The sequence below is a fragment of the Geobacter sp. genome, assembly GCF_027327745.1.
Taxonomy (GTDB): Bacteria; Desulfobacterota; Desulfuromonadia; order Geobacterales; family Geobacteraceae; genus Geobacter.
Map to the genome: position 1 here is coordinate 65,664 of NZ_DAHVYG010000037.1, position 23,997 is coordinate 89,660.

The 23,997-nt window shown below is 64.9% G+C and carries 21 protein-coding genes and 1 pseudogene; 19 read left to right on the forward strand and 3 right to left on the reverse strand.

The features are described from left to right. The first annotated feature begins 29 nt into the window (after positions 1–29). Entirely contained in the window at positions 30–1,586 is a 1,557-nt protein-coding gene (fdhD, locus tag M6689_RS08050) for a formate dehydrogenase accessory sulfurtransferase FdhD (RefSeq protein ID WP_298270034.1), read from the forward strand. A gap of 145 nt (positions 1,587–1,731) precedes the next feature. Here the strand turns inward: fdhD and M6689_RS08055 are convergent, their stop codons facing one another. Next, positions 1,732–3,969, reverse strand: a complete 2,238-nt coding sequence (locus tag M6689_RS08055; RefSeq protein ID WP_298270036.1) for a VacJ family lipoprotein — start codon at positions 3,967–3,969, stop codon at positions 1,732–1,734. A 173-nt stretch (positions 3,970–4,142) separates the two neighbouring features. Beyond that, a complete protein-coding gene (locus M6689_RS08060) occupies positions 4,143–4,859 on the reverse strand; it encodes a tRNA-uridine aminocarboxypropyltransferase (RefSeq protein ID WP_298270039.1) in 717 nt (238 codons plus the stop codon). A 574-nt stretch (positions 4,860–5,433) separates the two neighbouring features. On the opposite strand from M6689_RS08060, the gene M6689_RS08065 reads away from it, so the two are divergent. From M6689_RS08065 to tatA, 6 genes are all read left to right on the forward strand, one after another. Beyond that, entirely contained in the window at positions 5,434–6,537 is a 1,104-nt protein-coding gene (locus M6689_RS08065) for a hydrogenase small subunit (RefSeq protein ID WP_298270040.1), read from the forward strand. Next, positions 6,521–7,438 (forward strand): hydrogenase 2 operon protein HybA, encoded by a 918-nt coding sequence (hybA, locus tag M6689_RS08070; protein WP_298270043.1) that lies wholly within the window; start codon positions 6,521–6,523, stop codon positions 7,436–7,438. The genes M6689_RS08065 and hybA overlap by 17 nt, the downstream gene beginning before the upstream one ends. A 1-nt stretch (position 7,439) precedes the next feature. Next, the gene (gene hybB / locus M6689_RS08075; protein ID WP_298270045.1) at positions 7,440–8,762 is read left to right on the forward strand and encodes a Ni/Fe-hydrogenase cytochrome b subunit; all 1,323 of its coding nucleotides are present in this window, start codon (positions 7,440–7,442) and stop codon (positions 8,760–8,762) included. Positions 8,763–8,877: 115 nt separating this feature from the next. Further along, positions 8,878–10,560, forward strand: coding sequence for a nickel-dependent hydrogenase large subunit (locus M6689_RS08080; protein WP_298270048.1), 1,683 nt, complete (start codon positions 8,878–8,880; stop codon positions 10,558–10,560). Positions 10,561–10,629: 69 nt separating this feature from the next. Continuing rightward, positions 10,630–11,127, forward strand: a complete 498-nt coding sequence (locus tag M6689_RS08085) for a HyaD/HybD family hydrogenase maturation endopeptidase (protein ID WP_298270050.1) — start codon at positions 10,630–10,632, stop codon at positions 11,125–11,127. Positions 11,128–11,174: 47 nt separating this feature from the next. After that, positions 11,175–11,348: a twin-arginine translocase TatA/TatE family subunit gene (gene tatA, locus M6689_RS08090; protein ID WP_298270052.1), complete on the forward strand. Its 174-nt coding sequence runs from the start codon at positions 11,175–11,177 to the stop codon at positions 11,346–11,348. Between the two features lie 288 nt (positions 11,349–11,636). Here tatA and M6689_RS08095 read toward each other — a convergent pair whose 3' ends face one another. Continuing rightward, on the reverse strand, positions 11,637–12,977 hold the full coding sequence (locus tag M6689_RS08095; RefSeq protein WP_298270055.1) for an MFS transporter: 1,341 nt from the start codon (positions 12,975–12,977) through the stop codon (positions 11,637–11,639). Positions 12,978–13,220: 243 nt separating this feature from the next. On the opposite strand from M6689_RS08095, the pseudogene M6689_RS08100 reads away from it, so the two are divergent. From M6689_RS08100 to M6689_RS08155, 12 genes and pseudogenes are all read left to right on the forward strand, one after another. Then, positions 13,221–13,961 (forward strand): annotated as a pseudogene (locus tag M6689_RS08100) (putative 4-mercaptohistidine N1-methyltransferase); the annotation flags it as partial. Between the two features lie 43 nt (positions 13,962–14,004). Next, the gene (locus M6689_RS08105; protein ID WP_298270060.1) at positions 14,005–15,180 is read left to right on the forward strand and encodes an MFS transporter; all 1,176 of its coding nucleotides are present in this window, start codon (positions 14,005–14,007) and stop codon (positions 15,178–15,180) included. 143 nt (positions 15,181–15,323) lie between these two features. Beyond that, positions 15,324–16,436 carry a mercury methylation corrinoid protein HgcA gene (gene hgcA, locus M6689_RS08110; protein ID WP_298270163.1) on the forward strand — a complete coding sequence of 371 codons (1,113 nt, stop codon included), beginning with the start codon at positions 15,324–15,326 and terminating at the stop codon, positions 16,434–16,436. A 13-nt stretch (positions 16,437–16,449) separates the two neighbouring features. Further along, positions 16,450–16,740 (forward strand): mercury methylation ferredoxin HgcB, encoded by a 291-nt coding sequence (hgcB, locus tag M6689_RS08115; protein WP_298270063.1) that lies wholly within the window; start codon positions 16,450–16,452, stop codon positions 16,738–16,740. A 273-nt stretch (positions 16,741–17,013) separates the two neighbouring features. Further along, entirely contained in the window at positions 17,014–18,258 is a 1,245-nt protein-coding gene (locus M6689_RS08120) for an O-acetylhomoserine aminocarboxypropyltransferase/cysteine synthase family protein (RefSeq protein ID WP_298270065.1), read from the forward strand. An 11-nt stretch (positions 18,259–18,269) separates the two neighbouring features. Beyond that, positions 18,270–18,506: a sulfur carrier protein ThiS gene (gene thiS / locus M6689_RS08125; RefSeq protein ID WP_298270068.1), complete on the forward strand. Its 237-nt coding sequence runs from the start codon at positions 18,270–18,272 to the stop codon at positions 18,504–18,506. 2 nt (positions 18,507–18,508) lie between these two features. Next, entirely contained in the window at positions 18,509–19,318 is an 810-nt protein-coding gene (gene moeB / locus M6689_RS08130) for a molybdopterin-synthase adenylyltransferase MoeB (RefSeq protein ID WP_298270070.1), read from the forward strand. A gap of 2 nt (positions 19,319–19,320) precedes the next feature. Beyond that, entirely contained in the window at positions 19,321–19,719 is a 399-nt protein-coding gene (locus M6689_RS08135) for a M67 family metallopeptidase (protein ID WP_298270072.1), read from the forward strand. A gap of 15 nt (positions 19,720–19,734) precedes the next feature. Then, a complete protein-coding gene (locus tag M6689_RS08140; protein ID WP_298270075.1) occupies positions 19,735–20,688 on the forward strand; it encodes a 4Fe-4S dicluster domain-containing protein in 954 nt (317 codons plus the stop codon). 5 nt (positions 20,689–20,693) lie between these two features. Continuing rightward, the gene (locus tag M6689_RS08145) at positions 20,694–20,918 is read left to right on the forward strand and encodes a sulfurtransferase TusA family protein (RefSeq protein WP_298270078.1); all 225 of its coding nucleotides are present in this window, start codon (positions 20,694–20,696) and stop codon (positions 20,916–20,918) included. Between the two features lie 199 nt (positions 20,919–21,117). After that, positions 21,118–22,527 (forward strand): ATP-binding protein, encoded by a 1,410-nt coding sequence (locus tag M6689_RS08150; protein ID WP_298270080.1) that lies wholly within the window; start codon positions 21,118–21,120, stop codon positions 22,525–22,527. 36 nt (positions 22,528–22,563) lie between these two features. Further along, positions 22,564–23,976 (forward strand): sigma-54 dependent transcriptional regulator, encoded by a 1,413-nt coding sequence (locus M6689_RS08155; protein WP_298270082.1) that lies wholly within the window; start codon positions 22,564–22,566, stop codon positions 23,974–23,976. Positions 23,977–23,997 lie beyond the last annotated feature (21 nt).

Genomic DNA, 23,997 nt, shown 5'->3' on the forward strand with positions numbered 1-23,997 from the left:
AGCCGATGTAGCTTGAGAGTGTATCAACTATGAACACCATCCATACCTACACCAACGGCCGTCTCGAAGAAAAACAGACCGCCATAGTCCGGGAGTTCCCCCTGGTTCTCCACGTGAACGGCCGGGAGATCGCCACCCTCATCGCCTCGCCCCACGACCTCCGCTTCCTCGTGGCGGGTTTCCTGCGCCTCCAGGGGTTCGTGGAGAGCGTCTCCGACTTCCACATGCTCTCGGTCTGCGACGACTTCGGCATCGCCAACGTCCGGATCAGGGGGGAGCTGCCGGAGCGCCTCAAGCCGGTCCTGACCTCCGGCTGCGGCACCGGCGTCACCTTCACCCTCTCTCCCGCAAGAATTCCCCCTCCCCTGGCGGGAGGGGGCGAGGGGGAGGGGGAAGCCTCGATGGAAGAAATCGGGGGGAGGGAATCATCAGTGGGCGTCGAACGTTGTTCCATCGCCCCCGACGCCATCTTCCGCCTCATGGAGGAGCTCGCCCGGCGCGCCGACAACTACAAGAGCCATGGTGGCATCCACTCGGCGGCGGTGGGGGACGGGGAGGGGAACCTGCTCCTCTTCGCCGAGGATATCGGCCGGCACAACACACTGGACCGGATCGCCGGGGAGGCGCTCTTCCGGGGGATCGACCTCGCCGGGAAGATCCTCGTCACCTCCGGCCGGATCTCCACCGAACTGGCGGCCAAATGCGCGCGGCTCGGCATCGCCGTCGTGGCGTCGCGGACCTCCGCCACCGACATGGCGGTCAAAATGTGCGAGAAGGCCGACATCTGCCTCGTCGGTTACGTTCGCGGCGGCAGGTTCACGGTCTACGCCCACCGTGAGCGGTTGGCGGTCGAAGAAACCGTAGGGGCGAATCTTGTATTCGCCCAAACCGCCCAAACCGCCCAAAACGGCGGGCGATCACAAGGATCGCCCCTACGACAGCCCCCCCACCGCATCCCCGGCGTCACCGGCGTCATCCTGGCCGGGGGCGAGTCGAGCCGGATGGGGAGCAACAAGGCGCTCCTGCCGTACCGGGGGGGGCGGTTCATCGAGGCGATCCACCGCCAGTTCTCCGAGCTCTTCGACGAGGTCATCCTCGTCACCAACAACCCGGAGCAGTACGACTTTCTCCCCTGCCGTAAGGTGGGGGACATCTATCCGGGGATGGGGGCCCTCGCCGGCATCCACGCGGGGCTCCACCATGCGGCGAACCAGGCGGTCTTCGTGGCGGCGTGCGACATGCCCTACCTCAACAGCAACCTGGTCCGGCACCTGGCCGCCAGGGCCGACCCCGGGGGGGTGCTGATCCCCGAGAGCCCCCAGGGGCTCGAACCGCTCCACGCGGTGTACGGCAAGGGGTGTCTCGCCGCCATCGAGGCGACGCTCCTCTCGGGAGAGCGGCGCATCGTCTCCTTCTTCGCCCGGACCAACGTCAACCGGGTCAACGCCGGGGAGGTGGCCCTCTTCGACCCGGGATTCGACACCTTCCGCAACATCAACACCCCGGCCGACTACTACCGGCTGCGGGAGGGGGAGCGGGGAGACGACCAGCACCCCGCCGCCGATCTGGCCGGCGTCGCGGGGTAGACGCCAGCTCCGGATGCACGAAGACCCGCTCTCCCTCATGGGAGGCGGGTCTTTTTTTCGGAGCTTTGCTCCGCTGCCCTCTGCTCAAAAAAGCTAACCTTTTCAATATGTCAAGTTGAAGGAAAAGACCCCGGGAAGATCGGGACTACTGCTCGATATCCAGCTCCCGCTTCTTGGTGTAGAGGAGGCGGACCAGGTCGTACTCGAACGGCGAGCCGGTCTGGTAGTAGCGGAACGGGATGTTGTGCCGGGTGTCGACGGCGTCGGTGCCGGTGTAGGCGGCTCCCCATTCGAGGTTGCGGTCCATGTCGGTCGGCGAGGTGAGATAGAAGTAGTGCGCCGCGCCGTCTCCTGCAAGGCCGGTCGTGTCCCGCAGGCTGGAGGGGCCGAAGATGGGGAGCACGATGTACGGCCCCGGGTTCAACCCGTACCACCCGAGGGTCTGGCCGAAATCTTCCCGGTGCCTCGGGAAACCGAGCCGTGTCGCGGGATCCCATATCCCGCCGAGGCCGAGCGTCGTGTTGATGAGGAAGCGGGTGAAGGTTTTTGCGGTGGTTTTCGGCCTCAGTTGCAGCAGGGCGTTGGCCAGGTTGCGGACCTCGGAGACGTTGGAGAAGATGCCGGAGATCCGCTCCTGGAGGAAGACCGGGGTGACGAATTCGTACGCCCTGGTCACCGGGAGGAAGAGGTATTCGTCGAACGTCGCGTTGAAGCGGTACATCGCCCGGTTCACCGGCTCGATCGGGTCATACACGTCGATGACGTACGACAGCCCCGGCTTGAGCTTTGGGGCCTGCCGGCGGGGGGCGATGATCATTGGGGGAGCGCCTGCGGCCGCGGCCTTTGCGACCCCGGCGGGGATGGCTGCCGGACGCGGGGCGGTGAAGGGGGCGGGGCGGGTTTCCTCGGGCTGGGCCGCGGGGGGGACGAGCTCCCCGGTGAGGGCCGGGGGAGGGGGAGCGGGGTGCGCCGGTGCTGCGGCTGCAGTGGTCGGTTCCCCTTCCGTGCCGGCTTCGCCCGTCCCTTTTTCCTTCGGCAGCTCGTTTTCGAAGATGGCCAGGGTATGCGCCATGTTTTCGCGGTACTCGAGGTTGCCGCAATGCCCCCCGTGGGGGTAGATCGTGGCGCGGGAGTCGAACACGCCGCGCAGGTAGTCGATATCTCCGGGGGAGAGGAGGAGGTCGTCGGCGTTGTGCACGAGAAAGGTGGAGGGGGAGCGGCGCAGGAACGGCTCGATGCTCCTGAGGCTGAGCTGCTCGATCAGTTCCCGCTCGGTCAGCCCCGGCGTCTGCTTCAGGAAATAGGGGGCGAAGAGGTCGTGGAAATAGTCCGCGAAGCTGACCAGGTCCGCCACCTTGAAATACTCGGTGAGGGAGTCGGTGGTGGAGAGCTCCAGGTTCTTCGGCTTGATGTAGCCGGCATTGGTGAAGACATCGCTCGTGAAGACCAGGTTGGCCATGGAGAGCCGGAATGAAAGCCCGATCAGCGCCGCCAGGTTCTTGTCGTCCGCTTTTCTTCCCCTGAAGAGGAAGGAGCCGGTGAAGTCGACCGGTTCGTTCAGTTTGTACAGGGCCGAAAAGGCCTTGAACGCCTCGTTGAAGAATGCCTCGAACTTTTCCTCTCCCCCGGGGATCTTATTGATCATCCCGTCGAGGGCGCGCATCGAACCGTACAGACTGACCGGCGGGTTGATGAGGAGCACCCGGCCGAACCGGAAGAGGCCGCGCCGTTCGTCCAGTTCGGCGAGAAACGCCGCATGGGCGGCGCCGAGACTGTACCCGGCGAGATCGAAGCCGGTGATGGCGACATCATCCCGGATGTCGCGGCAGATCAGCTCCATGACCCGGTAGAGGTCGCGGGCGTCTTCCCGCAGGTTGCCGGGAATGCCGCTCCCCGAGGCGGCCGGGATGAAGTTCGGATGGGTCGTGGAGGAGAGGGCGACGACGTGGAATCCCGCCCGGAAAAATGCCCGCTGCAGGAATTGATTCTTCGGATCGTTGTACCCCGCGCCCATGCCGGGAATGATGAAGATGAGGGGGGCGGGATGGTTCTGGATGGCGATGGAGTAGCGCAGCTTCCTGCTGTACCAGAGGATGCCGGGGATCGGCCGCCCCTCGTACACCGTCACTTCCCGCTCCCGGACGTCGATCCTCGCCGGCACTTCGGCCCGCAGCTTCTCCGGGGTGCCGAGCACGGTCGCCACGTATGGGTCGGTGTAGGGATAGCCGTACGGTTCTTCCGCCGCCCCCGCCGGCGCGATCAGCACATGCCAGCAGAGAACGAGTGCCGGAAGGGCTCGCCGGAGGACGCCGGACAGAGCCGTTTTCCGGGGCGTTGCCGCCCCACGGGCATCGTCCCCATAGTAATCGACAGTTTTTCGCATCCTGTCCCCCGATGAGCAGAAACGCACGCAACGCGTGGCAACGTCCGTCAACGCAAGTCCCCTCCAGCCTCGAACCGCTCTCATCGCCCGGCTATTTTTGTCCCCCCTGGAGGAAATAGTGACGGTTTCTTCTGTCCACGGTACTTGTGGGCCTCCTCCCGGCCCGGACATGATCATGATGTTGATGTACGGGATACCTTCGATTGTATATCAGGTTGAGGGACAGGCAAGCGATGCGGCTGCCGCCCCGCTTCCATGATATTTTCCCCGGAAAGTGATTCCGGATTGGAATTGATCATTGTCCCCCGTGCCCGCAGGGTCCGCTGCACCATCAGGTCGAAGAGCTCTTCGAGCCCTGCCTGGACCGCGGGGGATTCGATGATGCCGAGGGCCCGGGCGATGGCCTCGAAGGTGGCCACCCCCTGGGGATGGCACTCCCGGCGGATCCCCCACCGGGTCGGAGGTCCTTCGGGGAGCCGGACCATCCGGGCGTGTTCGAGGCCGGGGAGCCTCCTTCCCATGCGGGACGCCTGGCGCCAGGTGCCGTCGGGGACCACCAGGGTCACCGGCCGGCGGTCCTCCTCCAGGAGCTCCCTGGTGAGGACGGGGGCGTCGTCGCCGGGGTAGAGGATGAGCGTTCTCCTTTCGGGGGTGTCGAGATCGCTCAGGTCGAGGGGGTGCTCCCGGTGGCCGTGAATGCGGAGCTCGCTGTTGGGGAGCGCCTCCAGGGCCAGGGGACCGGTGGCGGTGGTCTTGATCCGCTCGCGGTGGTGCATCACGAGGACCAGTCGCGTCCCGAGGTCGTACCGGGGGATGGAGGGGCAGAGGCAGAGGGGGATATGCATGCGGCAGCGCCGGCAGCGTTCGCTTCGTTTCGATCGGGTTCCCATGGTTTGTCACGCTCACTCGTTTTTGTACCCGCGAGCGTATCATCCCGTCCCCACGTTGCTCAAGCGGTAATGAGGAGGAAGCAAAAAGTTTCGTCACCCCGAATTTTAATCTTTCCACGTTCAAGGGTGAAAAATAGGGGGCGAAAGATGGTTATCTTCGGTTTTATAAGAGCTTTGGGCGTTGATGGCCATTGTCGCAGCTCTCGATGGAGGTCGGTTTGGGTCATCATTATTGATGTATTAATCTTAATCGGATGGGTGCGCCCCTTGGTGCGAGGGACAAGATTACCCATCAAACGGGACAAAATGATACAACGGCGGACAAAATGATACATTGTCGGGGTGTCGCGTGTGGGTTGAGGCGGCTGGGTGGTGGTTTGGGCGTGGTAGTGATATCGTAACTTTACGGTGCTGTGTAAGGAGATTGGGCGCAAAACCGCAATTGGCACATATGTTGATGTATACGGGAAGGTAATTTGCTGAAAATTGTAAAATATTAATCAAAGGCGTCGGGGCGGTTGTTCAGTAATAACGCATCGCTCAAATGGCGCAATATATCATGTCAGGGGGTTGTATGGGAAAAGAGGCTTTTCTTCGTGAAGGTGTTTCACGAAGGGATTTCATCAAGACGTGCGTCGCCGCCACGGCCGTCATGGGACTGCCGTACAGCATGCACACCAAGGTCGCCGAAGCGGCCCAGAAGGCAAACAAGCCGCCGGTGATCTGGCTCCACTTCCAGGAGTGCACCGGCTGCTCCGAGTCGCTGCTCCGCGCCGGGCACCCCGATGTGGCGTCGCTGATCCTCGACATGATCTCCCTCGACTACCATGAGACCCTCATGATCGGCTCGGGACACCAGGCGGAGCAGTCGCTCCACGACTCCATGAAGGCCAACCACGGCAAGTACATCCTGGTGGTGGAGGGAGCGATCCCGACCAAGGACAAGGGGATCTACTGCAAGGTGGGAGGGACCACCGCCATCGACTCCCTCACCAGGGCCGCCGAGGGTGCCGCCGCCATCATCACCATCGGCACCTGCGCCGCCTACGGCGGGATCCAGTCCGCCCCGCCGAACCCCACCGGCGCCGTGGGGGTCCGCGACCTCATCAAGAACAAGCCGATCGTCAACATCCCCGGCTGTCCGCCGAACCCGTACAACTTCCTCTCCACGGTCCTCTACTACCTGACCTTCAACAAGCTTCCCGAGCTCGATTCCATGGGGCGTCCGAAGTTCGCCTACGGCCGCAAGATCCACGAGCACTGCGAGCGCCGTCCCCACTTCGACGCGGGGCGCTTCGCCACCGCCTACGGCGACAAGACCCACGCCGAGGGGTACTGCCTCTACAAGCTGGGGTGCAAGGGGCCGGCGACCTTCGCCAACTGCTCCGTGCAGCGCTTCAACGACGCCGGCGTCTGGCCGGTCTCCGTGGGGCACCCCTGCATCGGCTGCACCGAGCCGGAGATCCTCTTCCGGAAGCCGATCGCCGAGAAGCTCCAGATCCACCTGCCGACCCCACCCGACACCTACGCGCCGGCCGAGCTGGGACAGAAGGGGCCCGGCGTGAGCCCGCTCGCCACCGGCGTGGTCGGGATCGCCGGCGGTGCGGCGCTGGGGGCCGGCGCCATGCTGACCAAGAAGCTGCCCAGCGGGGAGGAAGGTCATGAAAAGCACGACTAGACGCGACTTTCTGAAGCTCATGGGTCTTAGCGGCGCCGCCTGCCTGGCAAGCGCCGCTCCGCTGCGGGCCTCCACCGGACCCGCCGCCGACAGCGATACCGCCATCGCCATGCTCTACGACGCCACCAGGTGCGTCGGCTGCAAGGCGTGCATGGCGGCCTGCAAGCGGGTGAACATGGAGCAGAACAACCTCTCGTACGAGCGGCTCGCCACCGATGCCGACCAGCTCTGGGACGCCCCCAGGGACCTGTCGGGGAGCACCCGCACGGTCATCAAGCTCTACAAGGAGTCCGATACCCGCTTCTCCTACGTGAAGCACTCCTGCATGCACTGCACGAAGCCGGGGTGCGTCTCCGCCTGCCCGGTGAAGGCGATGACCAAGGATCCGGTGACCGGCGTGGTCGCCTACGACAAGAACCGCTGCATCGGCTGCCGCTACTGCCAGGTGGCCTGCCCCTACAACATCCCCCGCTTCCAGTGGGACAAGGCGATCCCCCAGATCGTGAAGTGCGACTTCTGCAAGGAGACGAACCTGAAGCAGAAGGGGTGCCCGGCCTGCAGCGAGACCTGCCCCGCCGGCGCCATCGCCTTCGGCAAGCGGAAGGAGCTGCTGGCCGAGGCCCACGACCTGATCAAGGCAAACCCCGACCGCTACGTCCCGAAGGTCTACGGCGAGAAGGAGGTGGGTGGGGCCAACCACCTCTACCTGGCCGCCTTCCCGTTCAAGAAGCTGGGGCTCCCGGAGCTGAAGGAGGAGTCCCCCGCGGCGTTCTCCGAACATATCCAGCACACCATCTACAAGGGGTTCGCCGCGCCGGTGGCCCTCTACGGCGCCCTCTGCGTGGTCGCCATGAAGAACAAGAAGGCCCAGGAAAAACTCGGACACGGGGAGGACGATTAGCATGGGATCTCATCACGACGAATATCAGGTCCAGCCCGGTAAGATCTTCACCAAGCCGTTCTTCGTCCTCCTCGCCCTGGTGGTGGTCGGCTTTGCCCTCATCGCCTACCGCTTCTTCGCCGGCGTCGGCGCCGTGACGGGGCTCTCCGACGGCTACCCCTGGGGGATCTGGATCGCCTACGACGTCGCCACCGGCACGGCGTTCGCCTGCGGCGGCTACGCCCTGGCGCTCCTGATCTACATCATGAACCGGTGGAAGTACCACCCGCTGATCCGCTCGGCGCTTCTGACCAGCGTCTTCGGCTACTGCCTCGCCGGCTTCTCGGTCATGGTGGACCTGGGACGCTACTGGAACGCCTACAGCTTCTTCCTCCCGACCCGCTGGCAGCCCAACTCCATCATGTTCGAGGTGGCGCTCTGCGTCATGACCTACTCGATGGTGCTCATCATCGAGTTCCTCCCGGCGGTCCTCTATACCCTGGAGCAGAGCCAATGGCGGTGGGTGCGGGAGTCGGCCCACTGGCTCTACCCGCGGCTCCTTCCCGACCGCGAGGCGCTCCACTCCGGGCTCACGGTGGTGAGCAAGGTGGCGGGGCACGTGCAGGTGCGGCTCGACAAGGTGCTGATCTTCTTCATCGTCCTCGGCATCACCCTGCCGTCGATGCACCAGTCGTCCCTCGGCTCCATGATGATCGTCGCGGGGGAGAAGCTGAACCCCTTGTGGCAGACCGGCTTCCTGCCGCTGCTCTTCCTCATCAACTGCGTCTTCATCGGCTACGCCACGGTGATGTTCGAGTCGATCGTCTCCTCCTACAGCTTCAAACGTCCCTACGAGGTGCACGAGATCTCCGGCATCGCCCGGATCGTCCCGATGGTTGCCGGCCTCTGGATGGCGGTCCGTTTCGGCGACCTCGTCTGGCGCCACCAGATCCCGGCCATCTTCGCCTTCGACATGAACTCCTGCTTCTTCCTGCTGGAGGTGCTCCTCATCGGCGGCGGCGCCTTCATGCTGCTGTCGAAGAAGAACCGCCTCTCCCCCCGGATGCTCTTCGTGAGCGGCGCGATCCTGATGCTCGGCGGCGGTCTCTTCCGCTTCAACGTCTACCTCATCGGGTTCAACCCGGGGGCGGGGTGGAGCTACTTCCCCTCCTTCGCCGAATTCATGATCACCGTCGGGATCGTCGCCCTGGAGATCCTCGGCTACCTGGTGCTGGTCAAGATCTTCCCGGTCATGCCGAATCCGAAGAAGCACTTCGAGGAGGCCGAGGAAGAGACCGAGTTGGTCGGCGACGCAGTGCCTGCCCGGATGTTTGCGGGGAAATAGGGGCAACGCATCCGTAGGGGCGATCCTTGTGATCGCCCTCCTCCTCGCACATGCCGAAAAGGGCAAACACAAGGTTTGCCCCTACAAATGATCAAATACATTTCTGGAGGAATAAATGTCCAAACGCATCACCATCGACCCCATCACCCGGATCGAGGGTCACCTGAGAATCGACGTGGAAGTGAACGGCGGACAGGTTTCGAAGGCCTGGTCGTCGGCCCAGATGTGGCGCGGCATCGAGACCATCCTGAAGGGGCGCGACCCCCAGGACGCCTGGTCCTACGTCCAGCGCTTCTGCGGCGTCTGCACCACGGTCCACGCCATCTCCTCCATCCGCGCCGTGGAGCACGCCCTGAACGTGGAGGTGCCGCTCAACGCCCAGTACATCCGCAACATCATGATCGCCCAGCACTCGGTGCAGGATCACATTGTCCACTTCTACCACCTCTCGGCCCTGGACTGGGTCGACATCGTCTCGGCGCTGAAGGCCGACCCGAAGAAGGCTGCCTCCATCGCCCAGAGCCTCTCCGACTGGCCCGGGAACAGCGAGAAGGAGTTTAAGGCGGTCCAGGATAAGCTGAAGGCCTTCGTCGAGGGAGGCCAGCTCGGCATCTTCGCCTCCGGCTACTGGGGGCACCCGGCCATGAAACTGCCGCCCGAGGTGAACCTCATCGCCGTCGCCCACTACCTGAAGGCCCTCGACTACCAGCGCAAGGCGGCCCAGGCCGTGGCGGTCCTCGGCGGCAAGAACCCCCACATCCAGAACCTGGTGGTGGGCGGCGTCGCCACCGCCATCAACATGGAGAACCTCGCCACCCTCAACATGGAGCGGATCGCCTACCTGCGCCAGCTCATGACCGAGACCCGCGACTTCGTCCAGAAGGTCTACTACCCGGACCTGATCGCCATCGCCTCCTTCTACAAGGAGTGGTTCAAGTACGGCGCCGGCGTCACCAACTACCTGGCGGTCCCCGAGTTCGCCGAGGATACGAAGAACACCAGGTTCGCCCTGGCGGGGGGGACGATCTTCAACGGCGACCTCGCCACCTTCAAGCCGATCACCGACCACCAGGACCAGACCCTCATCCAGGGGATCACCGAAGGGGTTGCCCACGCCTGGTACGAGGGTGCCCAGTCCCTCCACCCGTGGGAAGGGGAGACCAAGCCCGAGTACACCGACTTCCAGGAGAACGGCAAGTACTCGTGGTGCAAGTCGCCGCGCTTCAACGGCAAGGCGATGCAGGTCGGCCCGCCGGCCCAGGTCATGGCCGCCTACGCCACCGGCAATCCGAAGGTCAAGAAGCTGGTGGACGACGCCGCCGCCAGGCTCGGCATCGGCCTGAAGGATATCCACTCCACCATGGGGCGGCTCTTCGCCCGCGGCGTCCGGGCCCACGTCATGGCCGACCTCTCCCTCGACTACCTCGACAAACTGGTGGCCAACATCGGCAGGGGTGACACCACTTATGCCAACCACACCGAGATCCCGAGCGGCGAGTACAAGGGGGTCGGCTTCCACGAGGCGCCCCGCGGCACCCTCTCCCACTGGATCGTGATCGAAGGGAAGAAGATCAAGAACTACCAGGCGGTGGTCCCCTCCACCTGGAACGCCTCCCCGCGGGACGAGCACGGCCAGCCCGGCCCCTACGAGGCATGCCTCGTGGGGAACCCGGTGGCCCAGCCCGAGAAGCCGCTGGAGGTGCTGCGGACCATCCACTCCTTCGACCCCTGCATCGCCTGCGCGGTCCACGCGGTGGACCCGGAAGGGAAGGAAATCACCAAGGTGAAGGTGCTGTAGGCTGGACCACATAAAACTCCCTCCCCCTGCCCCCTCCCATTGAGGGAGGGGGAGAAAACAGGAGAATACATGAAAACCCTTATCTTCGGCGCCGGCAACCTGATCCTCTCGGACGAGGGGTTCGGTGTCCATATCATCAAATATCTTGAAGATAACTACACCTTCCCCGAGGAGGTGGAGCTTTTCGACGGCGGCACCCTCGGGATCATGGTGACCCACAAGATCGAGGAGGCCGAGCGGGTCTACATCGTCGACACCCTCGACACCGCCGGCGAGCCGGGGGAGCTCTTCCGCTACGAGAAGGAAGAGATCATGCTGAACCGCCTGCCGGTAAAGCTCTCCCCTCACCAGATCGGGATCCAGGAGATGCTCTACATCAGCGAGATGCGGGGGGGCTGCCCCGACGCCATCACCCTCCTGGGGATTGTTCCCCAATCCTTCGACCCGGGGAACGAGCTCTCTCCCTCCCTGAACGAAAAGCTCCCCCGGGTGGCGCGCCTCCTGGTGGACGAGTTGCGGGGGCTGGGGCACGAGATCGGGGAGAGACAACCAAGCGCCCTCAACTGACGGGCGCGAAACCGCCGGGAACGCCCCGGCACGAGGAGTGACACACTATGTTCGGATTCGGCATGCCTGAACTCATCATCGTCCTGGTCATCGCCCTGGTCGTGGTCGGCCCGGCGAAAATCCCCCAGCTCGGCCACTCCCTCGGCAGCGCCATCAGGGGATTCAAGAAGGGGATGCATGAGGAGGACGTCAAGGTGATCAACAAGGCCAACGAGGCTTGATCACCCATGGGCGGGAAGCAAAGGAATCGAAAAAAGGAGCCATTCGGCTCCTTTTTTAGTTCTCTCGTGAATCCGTGAGGTCGGGGAGCCCGACGGAGCGAATGTGCCCTGTTTCGTCGCCGATTCCGGCGAATGGAGCGTCAGGGGCCGATCTTGTCCGAACCCGCCAGGGTGAGTTGATCGGCCGCAGCGAAATGAGCCCTGGATCGGCAGAAACAGGGTGCTCTGAGTGAAGGCGGGCTCCCCGGCCTCACGGATTCAGGTCTCTGCAAATTGCCTACGCCGGGGTCATTTCTCGGGGGGAGTGGTCAGTTCCGCGGCGGTCTGGATGCCGGTCGCCACTTCTGGGATGATCCCCATCCGGACGTAGATGGGGCGGACCAGCTCCCGGAGCGTCGGGAGCTGCCGGAAGAAATGGAGCCCCGCAGCGAGGCAGGCGGCCGCCCCGAGCAGCAGGGCGTTCCGGGCGCCGAGCCAGTCGGCCGCGGAGCCGGCCATGAGGCTCCCGAAGGGGGTCATCCCCATGAACGACATGGTGAAGAGGCTCATGACCCGCCCCCGCTTGTCGTCCTCCACGATGGTCTGGATGATCGTGTTGCCGGAGGCGACCAGCGCCATGGCGCCGAAGCCCGACAGGCAGAGGCAGAGAAGGGAGAGCGGCAGCGAGCGGGAGAGGGCGAAGCCCGCCACACCGGCTCCGAAGAGGGCGACGGCGATGGCGATGACCCGGCCGAGGCCGACCACGCTCCGACGGGAGGCGAGGTAGATGGTGCTCACGAGGGAGCCGACCCCCGCCGCCGCCATCAGGAAGCCGAAGGTGTGGGCGCCGCCGTGGAGGATCTTCTTGGCGAAGACCGGCAGAAGGACCGTGTACGGCATCCCCATGAGGCTCACCACCGCCAGCAGGAGGAGGATGGCGCGGATCGGCCGGAAGCCGAAGGCGTAGGTGAATCCCTCGTGGAGTTCGTGCAGGATGTGCTTGTTCTTCCCGTGCCGCGAAATCGGCCTGATCCGCATGGCCGCGATGGCCGCTATCACCGCCAGATAGCTCGCCGCGTTCAGGATGAAGCAGACCCCCTCTCCCACGCTGGCCACCAGCACCCCGGCGACGGAGGGGCCGATGAGGCGCGCCCCGTTGACCATGGAGGAGTTGAGGGCGATGGCGTTGCCGAGGTCCTCTTTCCGGTCCACCAGCTCCACCACGAACGATTGGCGGATCGGGATGTCGAAGGCGTTGACTAGGCCGAGGACCGCGCTGAGGGCGATTATCTGCCAGACCTGCACCACCCCCGAGAGGACGGCGGCGGCCAGCAGCGCCGCCTGGACCATGGCGAGGGACTGGGTGACGATGAGGAGCCGGCGCCGGTTCCACCGGTCGGCCAGCACCCCCGCCAGGGGGGCGAGAAGGAAGGTGGGGATCTGGCTGGCGAAGCCGACCACTCCCAGGAGGAGGGCCGAGCCGGTCAGCCGGTAGACGAGCCAGCTCATGGCGACCTGCTGCATCCAGGTGCCGACCAGCGAGACGCTCTGGCCGGCGAAGAAGAGCCGGTAGTTTCGCGATTGCAGGGCGCGCAGCATGAGACGCGGACTCATACCCCCCCGCTCCATGCTCCCCTTCGGTGCGTTCATCCGGTTTCGGTCTCCTTGGTAACTTTGAACCCCGCCGTTTTCAGGGTTCATATGCTACCAGCATGGCGGGGAAATGTCACGGGCCGTTGACCCGGAGACGCCGCCTCGTCCGGGACGGCTGCAGGGCAATCTCCAGTCCGGTCGATGAGCCTTCTTGACCATTGGGTCCGCAACTGGCATCTTAGGAGCATGTCGGACTTTACCACCATTCCCAACGAGGGCGATCCCGAACAGAAGCCCCGGGATCAGTACGAGACCGATGCCCTGGCGGCCCAGTACTGCGACGCCCACTACGGCGCGGAGCATTTCGGCGTTCCCAACTTCCCGGCGGCCTGCGCCCGGATCTGCCTCGACCTGATGGCGGGGCGGAAGAAGGGGCGCGCCCTGGACCTGGGGTGCGCCGTGGGACGGGCCGCCTTCGAGCTGGCCCGGGGCGGTTTCGAGCGGGTCACCGGCCTCGATTTCTCCGCCCGGTTCTTCCGCCTGGCGGCCCGGATGCAGGGGGAGGGGCATCTGCGCTACGCCTTCCCCGAGGAGGGGGAGATCCTCTCGTTCCACGAGATAGCTCTGGCCGGCCTGGGGCTCGACGGCATCCGCGGGCGGGTCGAATTCTTCCGGGCCGATGCCTGCAACCTCCCGGAGAAGTTTACCGGCTACGACCTGGTGCTGGCGGCCAACCTCATCGACCGGCTCTACTCGCCGCGCCGCTTCCTCTCCACCATCCACGAGCGGATCAACCCCGGCGGGCTCCTGGTCATCACCTCGCCCTACACCTGGCTGGAGGAATTCACCAGGAGGGAGGAATGGCTGGGAGGGTACAAGGCTGCGGGGGAGAACGTCACCACCCTGGACGGGCTGAAGGAGGCGCTGGCGTCCCATTTCCGCCAGCTCGGCGAGCCGCGGGACATCCCCTTCGTGATCCGCGAGACCCGGCGCAAGTTCCAGCACAGCATCGCCGAGCTCACCGTCTGGGAGCGGCTGTGATGCGGATAACAGCCACATATTCCGACTCTGCGAGCCTATGCCGATGATCAACGCCGAGCAGCGCCCGATGTTCCGTTTCCTGGCGGTCATGACCGCCGCCTCCATGGTGGGGCTCCAGGGGTACACCATCCTCTTCAACAACTTCGCCGTGGAGACGGTCCACCTCGAAGGGCGCCATGTGGGGGTCATCCAGTCGATCCGCGAGGTGCCGGGGTTCCTGGCGCTTCTGGCGGTCTACGTCATGATGGTGGTGAAGGAGCACCGGCTCTCGGCCCTCTCCATCGCGCTGCTGGGGGTGGGGGTCGCCCTCACCGGCCTCTTCCCATCCTTCACCGGGGTCGCCCTCACCACCCTCGTCATGAGCTTCGGCTTCCACTACTACGAGACCACCAACCAGTCCCTGACGCTCCAGTACTTCTCCACCCATCTCTCCCCCCTGGTCATGGGTAAGCTCCGGAGCCTCGCCGCCATCTCCAGCATCGCGGCGGCTGCCTTCATCTGGCTCCTCGGGTGGTTTCTCGACTACCGGGGGATCTTCCTCGCGGTCGGCGGGATCGTCTTTCTCTTCGGGCTCTGGGGGATGTACCAGGACCCGACCCACGAGAGCGTTCCCCCCCAGCGGCTGCGGATGATCGTGCGGCGGCGCTACTGGCTCTACTACCTCCTCACCTTCCTCTCCGGGGCGCGGCGGCAGATCTTCATGGTCTTCTCCATGTTCCTCCTGGTGAAGGTCTTTCACTTCACCATGCAGGAGATGACGATCCTCTTCATGGTCAACAACGCCATCAACTGGTTCCTGAACCCCCTCATCGGCCGGGCCATCAACCGGTTCGGCGAGCGGACGCTCTGCAGCGTCGAATACACCGGGCTGATCCTCGTGTTCCTCACCTACGCCTACACGACGTCGAAGGGGATGGCGGCGGGGATGTACATCGTCGACAGCATCCTCTTCAACTTCGCCGTGGCGATCCGCACCTATTTCCAGAAGATCGCCGATCCCCGGGACATCGCTCCCAGCAGCGCCGTCGGTTTCACCATCAACCACGTCGCCGCCGTCTTCCTCCCGGCCCTCGGCGGCTACCTCTGGATGATCGACTACCGGATCCCGTTCCTGGCCGCTGCGGCCCTCGGGGCGGTCTCGCTCTTCTTTGCCCAGTTCATCCGCCTGCCTGGGCAGGAGCAGCCGTTTCCGGCGGAGGCGGCCCCGGAGGCGGAGTAGGGGCGGTGTTTCAAATTCAGCCGGTTGAAGCATCACCCACCCCCCAGGCCCCCTCCCGTCAAGGGAGGGGGAAGAGGCTTTTGCAAGGACCTCAGGTTTAACCGGAGAAGGGAAAAACCATGGAACGGCAAACGTGTGAAGAGATGGACCGGACAACAAGCGCGGGCGTCGGCGATGCCGGCTGCGGCGGCGGGGCCTCCGGCGACAAGCCCCCCTGCTGAGGCCCGAAAAACCTCGCGGTCGGCGGGGAGATCGACGAGAACGTTCCCGGGTTCGTGCGGTGGCTTGAGACCCCTGCCGGTCGCGTGCCGCAGGTGTCGTCCGATTTGCGGCTCGGGGACCGGCTCGGCGCCTGGAAGGCGCGCTGGGGGATCGGCCGGATGTCGTACCTGGTCCCGGCCGGGCTCTACGCCGTCGGGAACCCCGGTCCGGACGACCCGGTGGCGGTGACCGCCAACTACAAGATGAGCTACGACCTCGTCCGGCGCGCCCTGGCCGGGCGCAGCGTCTGGCTCCTCGTCCTGGAGACCCACGGGATCAACGTCTGGTGCGCGGCGGGGAAGGGGACCTTCGGCACCGAGGAGCTAGTGCGCCGGATCTGGCTCACCGGCTTGCACCAGGTGGTGCGCCACCGCCTGCTCCTCCTCCCGATCCTCGGGGCGCCGGGGGTGGCGGCCCACGTGGTGAAGCAGGGGACCGGCTTCGGGGTCCGCTACGCCACGCTCCGCGCCGCGGACCTCCCGGAGTTTCTCGACAACGGCATGGTTACCACCCCGGCCATGCGGGAGCTGACCTTCACCCTCCGGGAGCGGCTCGCGCTGGTGCCGGTGGAGCTGGTGAGCGCCCTTCCCGCCACCCTGGCGGTCGTCGCGATCCTCGTCGTGGCGGGGATGCTCGGGGGCTATTCCCTGGCGCCGGCCGTCGCCTACCTGGGGGGTGTGGCGGCGGGGGCCGCCGTGACGCCGCTTCTGCTCCCGTGGCTCCCGACCCGGAGCTTCGCCGTGAAGGGGATGGTGGCGGGGCTTGCCTGGAGCCTTCTCTGGTACCTCCTCGCCGGCGGCTGGGACCGGACGACGGTGCTGGCGGCGTTTCTCTGCCTCCCGGCGGTGAGCTCGTTCTACGCCCTGAACTTCACCGGGAGCACCCCCTTCACCTCCCGCTCCGGGGTGAAGAAGGAGATGCGGCTCTCCCTGCCGGTCATGGGGCTTGCCGTCGCTGCCGGCATCATCTGCCTGCTCGCCGGGCGCTTCGTCTGAGAGGAGAACGGTCATGAAAGGTTTTGCGTATCTCAGGAACGTGGCGACTCTGGAGCTGGACCGGGGCGCCTGCATCGGCTGCGGGAGGTGCCCCGAGGTCTGCCCCCACGCCGTCTTCCGGCTGGAAGGGGGAAAGGCGGCGCTGGCGGCCCGGGACCTCTGCATGGAGTGCGGCGCCTGTGCCCGGAACTGCCCCGTGGGGGCGATCAGGGTCGACGCCGGCGTCGGCTGCGCCTCCGGAATGATCACCGAATGGCTCCGGGAGCGGAAGATCGGCTGGTCCGGCGGAGGTGGCTGCTCGTAGCCGTAAGGGGAGAAGCGGGGAGACGGAGAGGGGGAAGTCGCGAGATTTTCCCTTTTTTGCATAAAATCGGGACCAATTTTATGATGTTTCGCAAGATTATTGTTGATCAAGAAAGTATGATTCAAAAGAACAATTTGTTAGCAGTATCAAGTAAATTTGCTGCAGTTTTTTCTTGACTTGAAAAGTCAAATTATTTATCTCTGGAGTGCTGAAAAACAACAAAACAAGAATTCAACTACGTCCGGCCATCAGGCTGCAAAGGAGTGAGCGGGAATGAAGCGGGAATTTCGCCTCGATACGCTGTTGATCCATGGCGGTTTCGAACCGGGTCCGGCGGGGGCCACCACGGTTCCCATCGTCCAGTCCTCCTCCTTTGCCCACGACACCGCCGAGGATCTGGAAGACATCTTCCGGGGCCGGAAGGTGGGGCACGTCTACACCCGGATCAACAACCCGACCACCGAGAGCCTGGAGCGGCGCCTGGCGCTCCTGGAAGGGGGGATTTCGTGCATCGCCACCTCCTCGGGGATGGCGGCCATCACCCTGGCGGTGCTGACCATCGTCCGCAGCGGTGACGAGATCCTCTCCTCCGCCTCGCTCTTTGGCGGCACCTTTTCCCTTTTTCGCGACACCCTTTCCAACTACGGCATCGCCACCCGCTTCGTCGACCCGAGCGACCTGGAGGCCATGCGGGCCGCCGTCAACGAGCGGACCCGCCTCATCTTCGTGGAGACCATGGGGAACCCCCGGCTCGACGTCCCCGACCTGGCGGCCCTGGCGGCCATCGCCCGGGAGGCGGGGGTTCCCCTCGTGGTGGACGCCACCGTCACCACCCCGCTCCTCGCCCGGGTGAAGGAGCTGGGGGCCGACATCGTCGTCCACTCCACCAGCAAGTACATCAATGGCACCGGCAGCGCCATCGGCGGCGCCATCATCGACTGCGGCACCTTCGACTGGCGGCGGAAGGGCTATCCCCACTTCGAGCCCTTCGTGAAGAAGTTCCGCCAGTTTGCCTTCACCGCCCGGGCAAGAAAACTGATCCACAAGGACCTCGGCGCCTGTCCCGCCCCCATGAACTCGTACCTCTTCTCCGAGGGGATCGAGACCATGGCGCTGCGGATGGAGCGCCACTGCGACAACGCCCTGCGCCTGGCGAAGTTTCTGGCCGCCCACCCCCAGGTGGCGTGGGTCAACTATCCCGGCCTTGCGGGCTCGCCGTGGCACGAGACGGCAAAAAAACAGTTCGGCGGGCGCTTCGGGGCGCTCCTCACCTTCGGCCTGGCCGACAAGGAGGCCGCCTTCCGCTGCATCGACGGCCTGCGCCTGGCCAAGAACCTGGCCAACATCGGCGACGCCAAGACCCTGGTGATCCACCCCGCCAGCACTATCTGCGCCGATTTCGGCCCCGAGGAGAAGGCCCTCATGGGGGTGAGCGAGGAGATGATCCGCGTCTCCGTCGGCATCGAGGCCATCGACGACATCATCGAGGACTTTGCGGAGTCCCTCAACATTATCTGAAGGAGATTGAGATGAACCTGACGGTAAACGGAAAACCCTCCACGGTGGATGGCAAGGAGAGCGTGAACGTGACGGAGCTCCTGGTCGAGCTCAAGGTCCCCCAGGCCGAGTACGTGACGGTGGAGCTGAACGGCGAGGTGCTGGAGCGGGAGGCGTTCGACGCCACCGTAGTGAGAGAGGGGGATGCGGTGGAATTCCTCTACTTCATGGGCGGGGGAAACTCCACGTTTCCGAAAGGAGCTAAGTAATTATGTTCACCGAAGAGCAGATCGAGCGCTACTCCCGCCACATCATCCTGAAGGAGGTGGGGGGAAAGGGGCAGAAGAAACTCCTGGACGGGAAGGTGATGGTGATCGGCGCCGGCGGTCTCGGGGCCCCCATCGCCCTCTACCTGGCCGCGGCCGGGGTCGGCACCATCGGCATTGCCGACGCCGACGTGGTGGACCTCTCCAACCTCCAGCGCCAGGTGATCCACTTCACCCCCGATGTGGGTAAGCCGAAGGTGGAGTCGGCCCGGGAGAAGATGGAGGCCATCAACCCCGACGTAAAGGTGCGGACCTACCGGGAGTGGATCTCCGCCGCCAACATCGCCCGGATCATCGCCGACTACGACTTCGCCATCGACGGCACCGACAACTTCGCCGCCAAGTTTCTCATCAACGACGCGTGCGTCATGGCGGGGAAGCCGTACTCCCACGGCGGGATCCTCCAGTTCGTCGGCCAGACCCTCACCGTTCTTCCCGGTCAATCAACCTGCTACCGCTGCATCTTCCCCTCACCGCCTCCCAAGGATGCCATTCCCACCTGCTCCCAGGCCGGGGTCATCGGTGTCCTCCCCGGGGTAATCGGCACCATTCAGGCCACCGAGGCGATCAAGTTCCTGCTGGGGAAAGGGGAACTGCTGGCCAATCGTCTCCTGATGTATGACGCCCTTGAGATGAACTTCCGCAAGGTGAGGATCAACCGGAACCAGAAGTGCCCGGTCTGCGGCGAGAACCCCACCGTGACGGAGCTGGTGGACGAGCTGGACGCCCTGAACGTCTGCGACCTGGAGAAGTGACCATGCTGACGATCCCCCGCGCGATCCACGACGACCTCATCGCTCACGCCCGGGCCGACTTCCCCATCGAGGCGTGCGGCATCCTCGGCGGCACTGACGGCGCCGCGTCGGCCATCTTCCGGATGGCCAACACCGACCGGAGCAACGAGCACTTCATGATGGACCCGAAGGAGCAGTTCGCCGTGGTGAAAGAGCTCCGCAACCGGGGGCTGGCAATGCTCGCCATCTACCACTCCCACCCGGAGAGCCCGGCCCGCCCGTCGGAGGAGGATATCCGGCTGGCGCTCACCCCCGGCGTCTCCTACGTGATCGTCTCCCTGGCCGGGGCGGAGCCGGACGTGAAGTCGTTCCGCATCGCCGGCGGAGTGGTGGAACCGGAGCCGATCGAGATCGTGGAATAAAGGAGAACAAAACCCATGTCGGACGAGAAGAAGAGCACCGCCATCGACCTGAAGAACCTCAAGGCCGGCGGCTTCATCAAGGAGCGGGGGAAGGACCTCTTCACCGTGCGCCTGCGGGTCCCCGGCGGGCGGCTGCCGGTTGCGCGGCTGAAAAAGATCGCCGAGGTGGCGGAGAAGTACGGCCAGGGGATGGTCCACCTCTCGGTGCGCCAGTCGGTGGAGCTGATCAACATCAACTTCAAGGATTTCGACGCCGTGGTGGCCCAGCTGGGGGAGGGGACCCAGAAGGTCGCCTCCTGCGGCGCCCGGGTCCGGGTCCCCACCGCCTGCGGCGGCTGCGAGTACAATCCCAACGGCCTCGTGGATACGCAAAAGTCGGCCCTGGAAGTGGACGAGAAGCTCTTCGGCACCCCCACCGGCCACCACAAGTTCAAGGTCGGCTTTGCCGGCTGTCCCTTTGACTGTCCCAAGTCGGCCACCAATGATGTCGGCTTCCAGGGGGCCGTCTGGCCGGTGCTCTCCGTGGAAGAGTGTATCGGCTGCGGCCTCTGCGACAAGTCGTGCACCGAAGGCGCCATCACCATGGGAGAGGACGGTAAGCCCCGCTTCATCCCCGAAAATTGCATCTACTGCGGCGACTGCCTCAAGGTCTGCCCCACCGAGGCGTGGCGGGCGGAGAAGAAGGGGTACACGGTGCGGATCGGCGGCAAGTGGGGGCGCCGCCCCCTGGTCGGCACCCTCTTCGCCGAGTTTCTGCCGGAGGAGCAGGTGGTCGCCTTCATCGCCGCCGTGCTCGCATGGTACAAGGAGAAGGCGGAAGGGCAGGGGAGGGTGAGGCTTGGCGACGTGATCCGCGCCGAAGGGCCGGAAGCGCTCCTCGCCTGCCTGCGGGAGCAGTTCCCCGCCTTTGTGGTCGATGCCACGATCCCCCCCCAGGCCATCGCCACCCAGGTCGGAAAGGAGAGGTGAGCATCATGACAACGGTCGATCTGCGCGGGGTAACCTGCCCCACCAACTTCGTCAAGGCCAAGCTGGCGCTGGAGATGGTCGACGCCGGCGAGGTGATCGAATTTCTCCTCGACGACGGCGAGCCGGTGAAAAACGTCCCCCGCAGCCTCAAGTCGGAGGGGCACAAACTCCTTGGTCTCAAAGAGGCCGAAGGCTACTACATCCTGACCCTGGAGAAAGGGGAGGAGTAGGAAGCTACTATCTGTTCCGATGGCAGACGCGGGCCGGCACCATGCCGGCCCGATGTGTTTTACCCGCCTTTTACCGCTTTGAATGCTTCTCCCTACTTTCCCTCAAGTCTGACGACCGAAAACCGATACATATAAAGAGCCTCCGCACTACATCCGGATCTCCGGCGGCGAAACCGCACGGCTCCGGCAAGGCCCGCCCATGACCCAGGACCGCAGAATCGCCCTTAAGATCGCTGCTGCCTACGCCGTTGCCGGGGCCGTATGGATCCTCTTCTCGGATGAGATCCTCGGCTCCGTGGCGACCGACGTGAGGTCGGCCACTATCGTCAGCATGGTCAAAGGGTGGCTCTATGTCGCTGCCACGGCGGCGCTCCTCTTCGGCCTCGTCTCCCGGTACGTGAAGAGAATCATGCGTTCCGAGGAGGAGCTGCGCAGCCGCAACGGAGAACTGCTGGAGAGCGAGGAGCTCTTTCGCCAGCTCTTCACCCAGAACGAGGACGCCATCGTCCTCCTGACGCCGGAGGGGTTCGACGTCATCGACGTCAATCCGGCGGCGGAGGCGCTCGTCGGTTTCCGGCGGGAAGAGCTGATCCGGCTCGGTCCCTGGTCGTTCATCGTGCCGGACGACTATGAGTCGTTCATCCAGGCGGTTCCCCGGTCTGGCGACCGGCCGTTTCACCTGGACCGCCTGACTGCCCTTACGAGGGACGGGGCGCGCATCTTCGTGTCGATCTGGGGGAAGATGGTGCAGCTGCGGGAGAAGGAGGTCATCTACTGCTCGATCCGGGACATAACCGAACGGGTCAGGATGGAGGAGGAGATGAAGAGCAGCCAGGCGCGTCTCATTCACGCCAACAAGATGGCCTCCCTCGGGGTCCTCGTCTCGGGGATCGCCCACGAGATCAACAACCCCAACAGTTACGTCTCGGTGAACGCCATGCTGCTGCGCGACGTCTGGCGCGACGCGTCGCCGCTCCTGGCCGAGTACGCGGAGGAGCACGGTGATTTCCCCCTCGGCGGCCTGCTGTTCTCAGAGATGAGCGCGACGGCGCCGAAGCTCTTCACCGGGATAGTGGAGGGTGCCCGGCGGATCAGCGCCATCGTGAGCAATCTCAAGGACTTCGCCCGTGAAGACCACGGCGGGCTCCTGCGGGAGGTGGACCTCAACCGGGTCACCGGTGACGCCGTCACGATCCTGGGCCACCATATCCAGAAGCTCACCAACCGCTTCGTCACCGACTATGCCGAAGGAGTGCCGCCGGTGCGGGGGAATCAGCAGCAGATCGAGCAGGTGATCATCAATCTGGTGATGAATGCCCTCCAGGCGCTTCCCGACAGGAATTGCGGCGTTACGATAACCACCTCCTGCGATGCTGGGCGGCATCAGGTGCTCCTTACGGTGCAGGACGAGGGGGAAGGGATGAGCCGCAGGGTGATGGAGCGGATCACTGACCCGTTCTTTTCCACCCGCCTCGACCAGGGGGGGACCGGGCTGGGGCTCTCCATCTCGGCATCGATCGTGAAGGAGCATGGGGGAACCCTGGAGTTCGAGAGCCTTCCCGACCGGGGGACCACCGTGACGGTGCGGCTGCCGGCCGCGGGGGAGTAAAAGAGCGGAATAATCACCTTCGTTTCAGGAGCAGCAATGGACGCGCAGACTTTCCCCTTCACGATACTCCTCGTGGACGACGAGGAGGAAATCCTCTTCAGCATGCGGACGCTTTTCCGCAGCACCGGGTATCCGGACGTCATCACCGAGAGCGACAGCCGTCGGGTGATGCCGCTTCTGGAGCGCCAGGAGGTGTCGCTCATCCTGCTCGACCTCTCCATGCCGTTCGTCTCGGGCTTCGACCTGCTCAGGCAGATCGCCCCCCGCTTTCCCCATGTGCCGATCATCATCGTCACCGCCGCCAACGAGCTGGAGATGGCGGTGGAGTGCATGAAGGGGGGGGCCTTCGACTATTTCGTCAAGCCGGTGGAGCGAAGCCGTCTCCTCGCCAGCGTCCAGCGGGCCCGGGAGCTGAACTGCCTCCGCAGGGAGGTGTCGACCCTCTCCCGGCACCTGGTCTCGGGGCGGCTCGATCATGAGGAGGCCTTCGCTTCCATGGTCACATGCAGCGAGGCCATGGGGGGGATCTTCCGCTATCTTGAGGCGGTGGCGGCCACCGACCAGCCGGTGCTCGTCGCCGGCGAAACCGGCACCGGCAAGGAGCTGGCGGCCCGGGCCGTCCACGACGCCAGCGGCCGCACGGGGGAGTTCGTGGCGGTGAACGTCGCCGGTCTCGACGACCTCATCTTTTCCGATACCCTCTTTGGCCACCGCCGCGGGGCCTACACCGGTGCCGACCAGAAGCGCGAAGGGCTCATTGCCCGGGCGGCGTGGGGGACCCTCTTTCTCGACGAGATCGGCGATCTGGCCGAGTCGTCGCAGGTGAAGCTGTTGCGTCTCCTCCAGGAGCATGAGTACTACCCCCTCGGTTCCGACACCCCCTGCAAGAGCGCCGCCCGGATCGTGGTCGCCACCAATCGGAACCTGCAGGAGATGATGGCGGCCGGCACCTTCCGCCGCGACCTCTACTACCGCCTCTCCGCCCACCGGGTGACGCTGCCGCCGCTGCGGGAGCGCCGAGAGGACATCCCGCTGCTGGTCGACCATTTTCTGGAGCAGAGCGCCGTGGCGATGGGGAAGAAGAAGCCGACCCCGCCGCCGGAGCTCTACCGGTATCTCTCCGCCTACCCCTTTCCCGGCAACATCCGTGAACTCCAGGCCCTGGTCGCCGACGCCGTGGCCCGCCACCAGCACGGGGTCCTCTCCCTCGAAAGTTTCAGGGAGGCAATGGGCGCCTCCCCCTGCGCCGACCTTGCCGACGTTCCCCGGCAAATCGCCGGGGTCGTCGGTGCCCCCGACCGCCTTCCGACCCTCAAGGAGGCCGAACATGCCCTGATCGCCGAGGCCCTTCGCCTTTCCGGCGGCAACCAGGGGCTTGCCGCATCCTATCTCGGCATCACCCGCCAGGCGCTCAACAAGAGGCTCGTCCGGCGCGGCGAAGGGGGCTAGCCGGCCCGGAATAGCCGCAGC